Source organism: Sphingomonas sp. DC1600-2, assembly GCF_049897605.1.
In the GTDB taxonomy this organism is placed as follows: Bacteria; Pseudomonadota; Alphaproteobacteria; order Sphingomonadales; family Sphingomonadaceae; genus Sphingomonas.
The window spans coordinates 1-12,513 of sequence record NZ_JAFCWO010000005.1 but is presented as its reverse complement, the minus strand read 5'-3'; the positions used below and the strand labels follow the sequence as shown (position 1 = coordinate 12,513).

General features: G+C 62.9%; 12 protein-coding genes. 8 read left to right on the top strand and 4 right to left on the bottom strand.

The window, feature by feature from the left end:
• Positions 1-93: 93 nt before the first annotated feature.
• The 5 genes from ACP7BL_RS11480 to ACP7BL_RS11460 all read left to right on the top strand — a co-directional run bounded on the left by ACP7BL_RS11480 (position 94) and on the right by ACP7BL_RS11460 (position 4,358).
• Positions 94-624, top strand: coding sequence for a type II toxin-antitoxin system Phd/YefM family antitoxin (locus ACP7BL_RS11480; protein WP_052192446.1), 531 nt, complete (start codon positions 94-96; stop codon positions 622-624).
• Between the two features lie 194 nt (positions 625-818).
• Positions 819-1,478: a DUF6975 family protein gene (locus tag ACP7BL_RS11475; protein WP_126845300.1), complete on the top strand. Its 660-nt coding sequence runs from the start codon at positions 819-821 to the stop codon at positions 1,476-1,478.
• A 72-nt stretch (positions 1,479-1,550) separates the two neighbouring features.
• Entirely contained in the window at positions 1,551-2,405 is an 855-nt protein-coding gene (locus tag ACP7BL_RS11470) for an AAA family ATPase (protein ID WP_126845299.1), read from the top strand.
• Between the two features lie 109 nt (positions 2,406-2,514).
• Complete coding sequence (locus tag ACP7BL_RS11465) at positions 2,515-3,069, top strand: CHAP domain-containing protein (protein WP_137902625.1); 555 nt, start codon at positions 2,515-2,517, stop codon at positions 3,067-3,069.
• A gap of 110 nt (positions 3,070-3,179) precedes the next feature.
• On the top strand, positions 3,180-4,358 hold the full coding sequence (locus ACP7BL_RS11460; RefSeq protein WP_299111708.1) for a vWA domain-containing protein: 1,179 nt from the start codon (positions 3,180-3,182) through the stop codon (positions 4,356-4,358).
• A gap of 9 nt (positions 4,359-4,367) precedes the next feature.
• Here ACP7BL_RS11460 and ACP7BL_RS11455 read toward each other — a convergent pair whose 3' ends face one another.
• The 4 genes from ACP7BL_RS11455 to ACP7BL_RS11440 all read right to left on the bottom strand — a co-directional run bounded on the left by ACP7BL_RS11455 (position 4,368) and on the right by ACP7BL_RS11440 (position 6,999).
• Positions 4,368-4,511: a hypothetical protein gene (locus ACP7BL_RS11455; protein WP_185867534.1), complete on the bottom strand. Its 144-nt coding sequence runs from the start codon at positions 4,509-4,511 to the stop codon at positions 4,368-4,370.
• A 171-nt stretch (positions 4,512-4,682) separates the two neighbouring features.
• Entirely contained in the window at positions 4,683-5,879 is a 1,197-nt protein-coding gene (locus ACP7BL_RS11450; protein ID WP_299111704.1) for an exo-beta-N-acetylmuramidase NamZ family protein, read from the bottom strand.
• Positions 5,876-6,136: a hypothetical protein gene (locus ACP7BL_RS11445; protein ID WP_426258372.1), complete on the bottom strand. Its 261-nt coding sequence runs from the start codon at positions 6,134-6,136 to the stop codon at positions 5,876-5,878. Before ACP7BL_RS11445 ends, ACP7BL_RS11450 begins: the two co-directional genes overlap by 4 nt.
• Before the next feature lie 368 nt (positions 6,137-6,504).
• On the bottom strand, positions 6,505-6,999 hold the full coding sequence (locus tag ACP7BL_RS11440; protein ID WP_299111699.1) for a hypothetical protein: 495 nt from the start codon (positions 6,997-6,999) through the stop codon (positions 6,505-6,507).
• A gap of 177 nt (positions 7,000-7,176) precedes the next feature.
• Here ACP7BL_RS11440 and rimO point away from each other — a divergent pair, with 177 nt between their 5' ends.
• The 3 genes from rimO to ACP7BL_RS11425 all read left to right on the top strand — a co-directional run bounded on the left by rimO (position 7,177) and on the right by ACP7BL_RS11425 (position 11,381).
• Entirely contained in the window at positions 7,177-8,505 is a 1,329-nt protein-coding gene (gene rimO, locus ACP7BL_RS11435; protein ID WP_299111696.1) for a 30S ribosomal protein S12 methylthiotransferase RimO, read from the top strand.
• A 48-nt stretch (positions 8,506-8,553) separates the two neighbouring features.
• On the top strand, positions 8,554-9,945 hold the full coding sequence (locus ACP7BL_RS11430) for a leucyl aminopeptidase family protein (protein WP_426258371.1): 1,392 nt from the start codon (positions 8,554-8,556) through the stop codon (positions 9,943-9,945).
• A 356-nt stretch (positions 9,946-10,301) separates the two neighbouring features.
• Positions 10,302-11,381, top strand: a complete 1,080-nt coding sequence (locus ACP7BL_RS11425) for a sialidase family protein (RefSeq protein ID WP_299111690.1) — start codon at positions 10,302-10,304, stop codon at positions 11,379-11,381.
• Positions 11,382-12,513: the final 1,132 nt, after the last annotated feature.

The following is a 12,513-nucleotide window of genomic DNA, read 5'->3' as shown; positions in this document are numbered from 1 at the left end:
CGTCGCCGGGCTTCGCTATCGCACGCCGTCCAAATTGCTCCGTTTCGGAGGCGAGCTGTGACGTAGCGGCGAGCGTTGCGTACATTGGGGCGTATGTCGTCCCTCACCGCACCCGCTGCCGAACACATGGTTACTGCATCCGATTTGGTGCGACATTTCGGCTTGTGGCAGGAACGCGCGTCACGCGCGCCGATCTATATTCTGCACCGCGGTCGGCCGCGTCTCGTGCTCGTTTCGGTCGAGACAATGAACGCCTTATGCGCGATCCCGTCGGATCCACCGGACCGCGCCTTTCTCTCCGCCGAAGCGATCACCGCAACACAACTGCTCGACAATGTCCGCGATATCGTCTTGCTTGCAGACCGCGAGACCACGATTTTGGCATCCAGCCGGACTGCGCGCGCACATTTCGGCCAAATCGTGACGCCCGGCGCGCCCGTCGACACGATCACCCCGCCGCCATCCCGCGCGCTTCTTGCCGGGGCAATGCGGCGGGTTGGCAATTCGGGCATTGGAGAAAGCCTGACACTCCCGTCCGCCGCCCGCGCTGGCCGTATGCTGGCGCTCAGGATCGAACCGATCGGCGACGGCACCGGCATCTTTGCCGAAGATGTCACGCCCTAGCCGGTGCCGGACCTGCCGCGTCGCCCTCTCGCCGCGATGGTCGGAGCGCAGGGCGCTGCAAAAGCTGGTTGAGACACCCTTAATCGCAACTACACCAGGTCTTTACGCCCTTCGGTATAACCCTTGCCGCACTGCTTGCCCGACGGGCGCAATCCGGCGGCACTGCCGGCAGATATAGGGACGATTCGAAGATCATGGTGATCGCATCGATACAGGTGAAGACAGGGGGCTATGCGGGCAGCATTGCGGCTCTGGCGACAAGCGACGGATGTGCTGGCCACGCGATCGTCCGCCGTTTGACACAGGCCGCAGTCGTCGGCCGCGATCTCGCCGATGCTGTCCATGCCCTATGCGCCGTTCACGGACGCCTGACCAATCTGTTCGAGGAGGCGAATCGTCGCCCCGTACCCGATCTCGACAATCGCTGGCTTGCGGAAGCGACGGAGGCCTTTGGCGTTGAACGGGCTAATCTTGCGCGCCTAACCGCTGCCGTCGGCCCCCTACCCTCCACGCCGGGCCAGGCGGAAAGCGATGCTGCGTTTGCAGCCCAGCGCCATGCCTTCGATATGCTGGCGCGCTCTGACCGCTCGGGATGTTCCGTAGGAGCGGCCATGGCGTTGGTAATCGACTGGCACGCCTTTCGCGCTGTTCTCGACGCGGCCGCGCTCCGCACCGGCGGCACCATCGTGCCCTGTGTCCTGCCCAGTGCCTCGACAATTACGATGCTCGCAACCGATACCCTCCCCGCACCCGTCCGCCGCGCGATCGCCTTCGGCGCTCAGCAGACCTTCGCCCAGCATCGCGGACTGTGCGATTTGATCGAGGCCCGCGCAAGCGCGCGCGACAAGCTATAGCCACCGCTTGCGCGTGAGGGGCGTTTCCCTCTATCGCCGTACCCGGTATTCAAATGAAACGGGATGCAAGCGATGAAGCGCTTCGACGGTACGCAAGGCTATGTCGCAACCGATGACCTGAAAGTCGCGGTCAACGCGGCCGTTACGCTCCGCCGTCCCTTGCTGGTAAAGGGCGAACCCGGCACCGGCAAAACCGTCCTCGCATATGAAATCGCAAAGGCACTCGATGCCGAATTGATCGAGTGGAACATCAAGTCCACCACCAAGGCGCAGCAGGGCCTGTACGAATATGACGCGGTGGCGCGCCTGCGCGACGGGCAATTGGGCGACGAGCGCGTCCACGATATCGGCAATTACATCCGCCGTGGCAAATTGTGGGAGGCGTTCACCCGGCCCAAGCCGCCGGTGCTGCTGATCGACGAGATCGACAAGGCCGACATCGAATTCCCCAATGACCTGTTGCAGGAACTCGATCGCATGGAATTCCATGTCTACGAAACGCGGGAAACCATCCGCGCGGTCGAGCGCCCGATCGTCATCATCACCAGCAATAACGAAAAAGAGCTGCCCGACGCCTTCCTGCGCCGTTGCTTCTTTCACTACATCAAATTCCCCGATCGCGAGACGATGCAAGCGATCGTCGATGTCCACTTCCCCGGCATCCAGAAAATTCTGGTCAACCGCGCGATGGACATTTTCTACGATGTGCGCGACGTGCCCGGCCTGAAGAAGAAGCCGAGCACCAGCGAATTGCTCGACTGGCTGAAATTGCTGCTGCACGAGGACATGCCGCTCGACGTGTTGCAAAACCGCGATCCGACCAAGGCGATCCCGCCGCTGCACGGTGCCCTGCTCAAGAACGAGCAGGATGTGATGCTGTTCGAACGCCTCGCCTTCATGGCCAAGCGGCAGCAGAATAAGGGATAGCGCGCGCCCCCCGTTTCCGCCAAAACAGCCCAATTTCAACGTGGTAAACGCGGCATAAAGCCTGTAACGATACGTTCTTGCGGGGGTGCAGCCAGTATTGGGTGCATGTATGCGTTGCGTCGTTGTTTCTCTTGCGTTGGTATTCGCCCCACCGGCGATGGCCGCTGCCGCGCCATCCTTGCTCGATTATGTAGGCGAGTGCGTTCCCTTTGCGCGTGCCGCTTCCGGCATCCAGATTTATGGCGACGCCTGGACATGGTGGGGTCAAGCCGCCGGGCGCTATCGGCGCGGCGATACGCCGCGCCCCGGCGCGGTCATCGTTTTCGCGCGCAGCGCGCGACTCCCGCTCGGCCATGTCGCGGTGATCAGCCGAGTCGTCGACCATCGCGTCGTCATGGTCACCCACGCCAATTGGTCGCGCCAGAACGGCGAACGCGGCCACGCCGAACAGGATGTGACGCTGACCGACGCCTCGCCGTATAATGACTGGAGCGCAGTGAAGGTGTGGTATCGCGACCGGGACGGACTCGGCAGCACCATCTATCCGACCTACGGCTTCATTTACGGCATACCGGAAAGCCATGGTCCACGCGCGCGGACCGCGGCGGAATTGACCGGGCGCAGTCCAGACTATGTCGGCGCGCTGATCGACGCCTATCGGTAACGCTACGCCTGCTTGCAGGAGCGCACCGCACCGGGCATGCTGCGGGTAACGGTGGCATATGGCCCCGCCCCTGGCCTCTCCCCGGAATCGGGAGAGGGAAGAGATGTGACATGTTCCTCGACTTTCTCGACGCACTGCGCGCCGCCGGCATCCCGGCCAGCCTCAAAGAGCATTTGCTGCTGCTGGAGGCGCTTGACGCCGAAGTGATCGACCGCACGCCCGAGGATTTCTATTACCTGTCGCGCGCGGTGTATGTGAAGGATGAAGGCCTGCTCGACCGCTTCGATCAGGTTTTTGCCAAGGTGTTCCGGGGCATCGCGACCACCTTCGGCCAAAGCCCGGCGGAAATCCCGGCTGACTGGCTGAAAGCCGTCGCCGAGAAATATCTGACGCCCGAAGAGATGACCAAGATCGAATCGCTCGGATCGTGGGACGAGATCATGGAGACGCTCAAGAAGCGGCTCGACGAGCAGCAGGAGCGCCACCAGGGCGGCAACAAGTGGATCGGCACCGGCGGCACCTCGCCTTACGGCAATTCGGGCTACAACCCGGAGGGCGTCCGCATCGGTGGTGAATCGACGCACAAGCGCGCACTGAAGGTGTGGGACCAGCGCGACTTCAAAAATCTCGACAACACGCGCGAACTGGGCACGCGCAACATCAAGATCGCGCTGCGCCGCCTGCGCAAATTCGCGCGTGAAGGGGCCGCCGACGAGCTCGACATCGATGCGACCATCGCGGGAACCGCGCGGCAGGGCTGGCTAGACGTCGTGATGCGCGCGGAACGCCGCAATGCGGTGAAGCTGCTGCTGTTCCTCGACGTGGGCGGATCGATGGACCCGTGGGTGAAGCTGTGCGAGGAATTGTTCTCGGCGGCGACGACCGAGTTCAAGAATCTCGAATTCTTCTACTTCCACAATTGCCCGTATGAGGGCGTGTGGAAGGATAATAAGCGCCGCTTTTCCGAACGCACGCCGATGTGGGACGTGCTCCACAAATTCGGCCATGATTACAAACTGGTGTTCGTCGGCGATGCCTCGATGAGCCCGTATGAGATCACCCATCCAGGCGGCTCGGTCGAGCATTTCAACGAGGAATCGGGCGCGGTGTGGATGCAGCGGCTGACCAACACCTATCCGGCGGCGGTGTGGCTCAACCCGATCCCCGAACAGCAATGGGGCTATTCGCAAAGCCTGCGCATTATCCGCGAATTGATGACCGAGCGCATGTACCCGCTGACGCTGGCTGGCCTTGACGAGGCGATGCGGGAATTGACGCGGAAGCGGTAAGCCGGGGTTTTACGCCGGCATCGCCTGCAGCTTTTGCAGATAGGTTTCGATCAGAACGAGGCGACGTTTCCGTGCTTCCTCGGTAACCGCCCGGGCGACCGCGAGTCGCTCCGCCGTAACGCGACGCATGTAGAAGTGGCGATCGGATTCCACGACGTCCCATCCTTCCGGAGATAAGCGATCCGACAAGGCCCCCGCCTGCCGCGAATCGTATAAAAGCGTCATGACGGGATTGGCGATGTTGCACCACAGCAACAGGTTGGTGGAATCCCTGAGTCGTTGCGCGAGCGCGACGAAATGAGTGACCGTGTCGCGAAGGCGGTCTCAGTAGCGCAGATATGGCTGCCGAATCTGCTCCCAGGCCTCCTCATCCGCCGCCGCCAACACGTTGAGATCGGCCGGAGTCGCGGTCGCGTCATCTGTCCACAAGCGCAAGCCCGGTCCCCCGTTGATGACGTCGATCGGCAATTTGCCGAAAGCGTATTCGTAGGGGAAATCGCGCCACAGATCATAGTCCGGGTACAAAGCTCGGATCGCCTTGAACGCCAGCGCCTGTACCCGCCAGGGGCGGAATGCCGCGTGATCGTAAGACGGCCCCTCGGCATGGATCTGCACGCCATTGCACAGCGTCTTCACATGCTTGTGAAAGGTCGGTTCGAACCAGATGTCGCGCAAGCGCGCGCCGGCGAGCCAATCGGGTGCCAGGCGGCGCATTTCGGCGACGACCGCGCGCGCATCAATGTCAGGCGCGCCGAACAGTTCGAGCGGGCGTGTGGTGCCGCGCCCCTCGGACAAAGTGGTGCCCTCCAGCATCACCGTGCCGGGATACGCGCGCGCCATCATGACATTGGGGGCATTGGGACTGGGGTTGATCCACACGCGATCGGTCGGCCAGCCGAAGCCGGGGGCGGCGTCGGGCTGCCAGCCTTCCATTTCGATCACGCGATACTCGACATCGAGTTTCAGCAGATCGATGAACCAATGGCCGAGTTCGCCCATCGTCAGCCCGTGGCGCATCGGCATCGGCCCCGCGCCGACGAAGCTCTCCCAGCCCGGCAGCAATGTCAGCCCCTCGACCGGACGGCCGACAGGATTGGGGCGATCGAGCACCCACACCGCCTTGTGGTGCTCGGCAGCCGCCTCCAGCACGTAGCGCAGCGTAGTGATAAAGGTGTAGATGCGCGTGCCGAGATCCTGCAGATCGACCAGCATCACATCGAACGTGCCCATCGATTGCCCGGTAGGCCTGCGGACTTCGCCATAGAGGCTGAACACGGGGATGCAGTAGGTCGGATCAGTGAAGTCGGGCGATTCCTCCATATTGTCCTGCAAATCGCCGCGCACGCCATGCTGCGGGCCGAACATCGCGGTGACGTTCAGCCCGGCGGCGATCAGCGCATCGACCGAATGCGTCAGGTCGCGCGTGACGGAGGCCGGGTGGGCGAGCAAGGCGACGCGCTTGCCCTCCAGCGGCTTGCGCAAGGCGGGGTCGGCGAGGAGGCGATCGATACCGAAGGTCATGGACGCTCAGGTGCCGGGAGGGTCGCGATAAAGCAATCCCGGTTGTGGAAATCGGGCGGGCCGGGCGCGTGGGCGAGCGCCCAATAGGATTTGGTGCCGTCAAGCTCTTCGATGACGGTGGTCAGGCCTAGTTTCCAATCCAAGGTCTCGAGGTCGGGCGGGACCTCAAGCAAAACGTGCATCTCGGCCCGTGGCACCGATAGGTCTCGTACCAACCAGTCCATCCGATGGATCGTAATGCCGAGCGCGTCTTTCATACCATGTCGATAATCGTCGAAATTATAAGCCGCCCATTGACGTCCAGGCGCAAAATTCATTTCGATATAGGAAGCTGTAGCGCCGGGAGCCAAGAAGACCTCGAAACAGCTATGCTCCCAAAGTCTGTCGAAACGTCCTTCAGCCGAAGCGTCCGGCCACCTTATGCTATGAATTCCCCCATGCACACGGAAGTTAACGAGGACGAAGCATCCATCTGACCGGCGGCTAACACTGGCCTTAACGACCAAAGCTGCCCGCGACGGAAAATCGGGATGCGGCACCAACCGATATTCCTTCCCCCAAGAAGGCCGGGGTCCAGTCACGATGTTGGACATGGCTGCGCGATCTGGTCTTGCCCGCCCATCCTTCAACACTGCCGCTCCTTCTTGTTCCATGCCGGGATCACCCGCAGTCGGCGCTTGCCCCAATAGCTCAGATCCATCGAGATCCTGACCGACATCCCTGCGTGGGTGTAGATGATTTGATCGCCGCGATCGCCGCTGCCTGTGCTGCAGTTCTTCCAGCCCTGCTTCTCCAGCACGTCAGTGATCTTGTAGACGGCATATTGGTCCTGATCGTGCCACACCGTCACTTGGTCGAAGCCGCCGCTGCCGTCATTGCCGTCCAGGTCCACCGCAGCCTCATAGGGGCCCGTACCATCGATCATCACGCCGTGCCGCCGACAGCGTAGGCTGCCCCAATCGGGTGCAACGCAATCGGTGAAGCCCGCGCGGCGGGCGTCTGTCACGCTGCCGCTGACGGGCAGCCCAGCGAACATCACGCGCGGCGGTGGCGGTTTGGAGCTTTGCGCGCCGCATCCCGCGAGCAGCAGGAACGCCAGGCAGGGTGCGGATCGTGCCATGAACGGGAACCTTGGCGGTAGGATGTACCGGTTAAACGAGAGGCGAAAGCATGACGATAAAAGCGACCGTCGCGATGGCATAGCCATGAATTGCGCCGCAGCGGAACAGCGCCAAGCGCCGCCCGAGCGGCAATCGCTGGAAAAATCCCGCAACTGCGCTTATGTGCCGCCGTTCCCATGGCAACAACACTCCCCTCCCCGCCGAAGATCGGCATGGTCTCGCTCGGCTGCCCCAAGAATCTGGTCGATAGCGAACGGATCCTGACCAAGCTGCGCAGCGATGGCTATCAGATGTCGCCCGATTATGCCGGGGCCGATGTCGTGCTGGTCAACACCTGCGGGTTTCTCGATTCGGCCAAGGAGGAATCGCTGGAGGCAATTGGCGAGGCGATTGCCGAGAATGGCCGCGTCATCGTCACCGGCTGCATGGGCAAGGAAGCCGAGACGATCCGCGCGCGCTTCCCCAATGTGCTGGCCGTCACCGGTGCGCACCAATATGAGGAAGTGGTCGGCGCGGTGCATGACGCCGCCCCGATGCCGCCGAGCGCGTTCCTCAATCTTGTGCCCGAAAGCGGGCTGAAGCTGACCCCGCGCCATTACAGCTATCTCAAGATTTCCGAGGGCTGCAACCACCGCTGCGCCTTCTGCATCATCCCGAGCTTGCGCGGCGATCTGGTCAGCCGCCGCCCCGATGCGATCCTGCGCGAGGCGGAGAAGCTGATCGAGGCGGGCACCAAGGAATTGCTGGTGATCAGCCAGGATACCTCGGCCTACGGTGTCGACATCCGCCACCAGCCGAGGATGTGGCATGGCGAGGAAGTCCGCGCGCATATGACCGACCTGTCGCGCGAGCTGGGCAAATTGGGCGCGTGGGTGCGGCTGCACTATGTCTACCCCTACCCGCATGTCGACCAGGTCATCCCGCTGATGGCGGAGGGGCTGATCCTCCCCTATCTCGACATCCCGTTCCAACATGCCAGCCGCAACGTGCTGAAGCTGATGAAGCGCCCGGCGAACGAGACCAAGGTGCTAGACCGCATCAAGCATTGGCGGACGATCGCGCCCGACATTGCGATCCGATCGACCTTCGTGGTCGGCTTCCCCGGCGAGACCGAGGACGATTTCGCCTATCTGATGGACTGGCTGCAGGAAGCGCAGTTGGACCGCGTCGGTGCGTTCCGGTTCGAGCCGGTCGAGGGCGCGGCGGCCAATGCCCTGCCCGACCCAGTTCCCGAGGAAATCAAGGAAGAGCGCTACGCCCGGCTGATGGAGCTGACCGCGCGCATCTCGGCCGAGAAATTACAGGCCAAGATCGGCCGCACGCTCGACGTGATCATCGACGAGGTTGGCGAGGATGGCGCGACCGGGCGATCCAAGGCGGATGCGCCCGAGATCGATGGCGAAGTGTTCCTGCGCGATGCCGGGCATTTGAGCCAGGGCGACATCGTGCGCGTCGAGATCGAGGATGCCGACGAGCATGATCTGTACGGGGTGCCGCTCACCTGATTGCGCGCGCCGCTTGCGCAGCGGCCCCGCGCTTCCGATAAAGGGCGCATGATCTTCAACCCCGCAGCCCTGCTGCAGCCCGATCGCGGCCAGCCCGCGCGCCTCATCCATGTCGTGCATCCCGACCAGTGGGAGAGCTGGCTTAAGGCGCAGCCGCCGCGCATCCGCACCACGGTCGCGGCGCACCGGCTGACCGGCAAGGCGGGCAACCGCGCGGTGCTGCCGGGCGATGGACCTGACGATTGGGCGATGTTGCTGGTGTGCAACGAAGGCCTCGACTCGCCGTGGCGGATCGCCTCGCTGGGCGAGCAATTGCCCGAAGGCATCTATCGCCTGGCCGAGGGCGAGCCCGGCGCCGCGATGCTGGGCTGGGCGCTCGCGCAGCACAAGTTCGACCGCTATCGCAGCGACGAGGTGACGACGGGCGCGCGCGTGCTGCTGACCGGCGAGCCTGCGCGGATCGAGGAAACGGTGCGCCTGGCGCAAGCGGTCGCCAGCGTGCGCGATCTGGTCAACACCGCTGCCGCCGATCTCGGGCCCGCTGAACTGGAGGGTGAAGCGGAGGCGCTGGCCAAGGCGCATGGCGCGAGCGTGACCGTCACCAAAAGCGAAGCGCTGGTAAAGGGCTATCCGATGATCCACGCGGTCGGCCAGGCCGCCGCCAAGGGGCGCGAACCGCGGCTGATCGAGCTCGAATGGGGCAATCCGGCGCATCCGCGCATCGCGATTATCGGCAAGGGCGTGTGCTTCGATTCGGGCGGGCTCGACATCAAGCCATCCTCAGGCATGCGACTGATGAAGAAGGATATGGGCGGCGCGGCCCATGCCCTCGCCCTCGCCGGGCTGGTAATGGCGGCGCGGCTGCCGGTGCGGCTGCACCTGCTGATCCCGGCGGTGGAGAACAGCATCGCGGGCAACGCCTTCCGCCCCGGCGACGTACTGCGCACGCGCAAGGGGCTGACGGTCGAGAACACCAATACCGATGCCGAGGGGCGGCTGGTGCTGGGCGACGCGATCACCCGCGCAGCCGAGGAGACGCCCACGCTGATCCTCGATTTCGCGACGCTGACCGGGGCGGCGCGGGTGGCGCTGGGGCCGGACCTGCCCGCGACCTTCGCCAATGACGAGGCGCTGGCCGAGGCGTTGCTGGCGGCGGGCACGGCGGTTTACGATCCCTTGTGGCGGATGCCGCTATGGGATGGCTATGACGACATGCTGTCCTCCGACATTGCCGATATGGTCAACGCGCCTGATGGCGGCCTTGCGGGCGCGGTGACGGCGGCGCTGTTCCTGCGCCGCTTCGTGCCCGAGGGCACGCCATGGGCGCATTTCGATACCTTTGCGTGGCGGCCTTCGGCCAAGCCGGGGCGGCCCAAAGGTGGCGAGGCGCTGGGCCTGCGCGCGGCCTGGGCGATGCTGAAGGCGCGCTATCCGGGGTGAGCGGACGCCGTGGTCACCCCGGCCTTGTGCCGGGGTCCACCGCGATCCAAGACCTTCGGCCGCAGAGCGTGCGGCACGGTGGATGCCGGGACAAGCCCGGCATGACGAGGGGGGCGGCCCCATGCCGCGATGCGGAAAGTTAGGGGAAAGTTAGGCGAAAACGCCTTCGTTGGCGACGCGGTATTCGGGCGAGACGCGGACTGAGGGCGCGCGCAGACGGGAGTTTCGACGCTGGGAAAGAGCCCGCAGACCATCGCATAAGTGCGGCCTTGTAGGACAGAGCCCGCCAAATAGCGCACTTGGCAACATGGCGGCGCTCGGCCATGGGCGCAGGCGGCGTTGGGGATGAGGCAGCGATGATCTTGCGGTATTTCAGAGCTATGCTGGTGGGGCTGGTCGCGCTGGCGGCGCTGCCGATGGCGGCGCTTGCCGCCCCCTCCCCGATCCTGCTGTCCGAATTCATCGACCCCGCCCCGCCTTACCCGCAGGCGCATGCCTCTACCATCGTCGAGCTGCCCGATGGCACGCTCGCCGCCGCGTGGTTCGGGGGTACGGGGGAGAGCCGTCCCGACGTGACGATCTGGTTTGCGCGCCGTGGGGCGCAGGGGTGGGACAAGCCGGTCTCGGTCGCCGATGGGCGAAGTGCCGACGGGACGCGCTACCCGACCTGGAACCCGGTGCTGTTCCAGCCGCCGGGCGGACCGCTCACTTTGTTCTACAAGGTCGGCCCCAATCCGCGTGGCTGGTGGGGGGTGGTCAAGACCTCCAGCGATGGCGGGCGCCACTGGAGCGCGGCGCAGCGCTTGCCCGAGGGGGTGCTGGGGCCGATCAAGAACAAGCCGGTGCTGCTGGCGGACGGAAGCTGGCTGTCACCCTCCAGCCGCGAAGTCGGCACGCCCGAGGAAAACCACTGGTTTATCCGCATGGAGCGCTCGACCGATCACGGCAAGACATGGACGGTCGAGCCGCAAATCGCCTCGCCCATGGGGATCGAGGCGATCCAGCCGAGCGTGCTGCACTTTGCCGATGGGTGCCTGGCGCTGATCGCGCGGACGCGGCAGGGTGCGCTGGCGATGAGCTGGTCGCACGATGCCGGCAAGAGCTGGTCGCCTTTGGTGGCGGCGGACTTGCCCAACCCCAATGCCGGCACCGACGCGGTGACGCTGGCCGACGGGCGGCAGTTGATCGTCTACAACCACAGCGCGCACTGGCCCGATCAGCCGGGCAACGGCCCGCGCTGGCCGCTCAACATCGGCCTGTCGCGCGATGGGGTTTCGTGGCGCAACGTGCTGACCCTGGAGGACAAACCGCTGCCCGATGGCTATGCCTATCCGGCGGTGATCCAGACCAGGGATGGGCTGGTACACATTAGTTATACCTATAACCGGACGCATATCCGGCATGTGGTGGTCGATCCGGCTCGGCTTGGGGGTTAGGGGGCGGGGTTTGGCCGCTTACGGGTTTGCGATTAGGAGGCGGGTAACTCCAGTTTCGTCCAACAATAGACGGCCCCGCGCATTCGTCACAACAAACATCGAATTGATTTCGGAATCGTTTGAGCGAATGATCCACAGGTCACGAATGGGGGACAAATGATTCAGCGGAAAGCAAACTCGAAGGCAGTTGTCGTTGCGACTATACCAGCCTTCACGCCCCCCTATCATATTCCTGCTTCAACGGCGCCACGCCCTGATTTTGTCGTTGGGCTATGGATTGGATTGATGACAGGCGGATGATCATGTGGATTGCGTTGGCCATACGCGACTCTACCGAGTTAAGGATCAGCGCGGACATTCGATTACAAAGGTAGGAATGATGGCGGTAAATCAGTAGAATTCCGCTACTGATCTAATTGTAGACCTTGAGCGTCAGATTTAATCATGGACACCTCTTGATCTGGAGCAACTATGATCTTTTCACTAATTTTAACAGCCATGTTGCAGGAAATTCCTTCCGAACCAATCCTCTGGCGTGACCTTCGGGCTGGCATGCCGAAATCGCAGGTAAAAACACTATACCCAAAATATCGAGCGGAGGTTGTTGAAGGATGCCCTGTTCAAGTGCTCAGCACCTACAAAAAAGATAACTTACGAACAGTTATCCTCGTTAATACAATAAATTCTCCTCCGTGCTCTGATCGTGTCAGGTTAGATTTAGTACAGGCATATGGCTCTCCGCAGATGGAACGTAGTGGGACAGAGGAAACCGGGACCGTATCTGCTGGGAGTTCGGTCAGCAGCTTTTCACATCATCGCCATGATGAAACTTGGGTTATAGGACCATTGAGGATTTTGTTCGTCACGTTTCCGGGCTCGCACAAGGGTTACAATATTATATTCTCGAAAGCATCGGAAGGATTGGTTTCGGGTTACCGGTAGCGGCGGCTTTTCCACCGCTTCCTGCCATTCGCGATCTGTAGCGCTATGGCCTAGATGGCGTAGACCTCCCAAGCTGGGCGCCTCCATTTACCCAATGAAGAGATCGGATTGAGGATCAGAGAAGGCGCTTTGGGTGATCGTGGTGTTTGGCGCTGGGTTCGTCGGGGTTTTCAGGGTTTCCCGTAGAGCG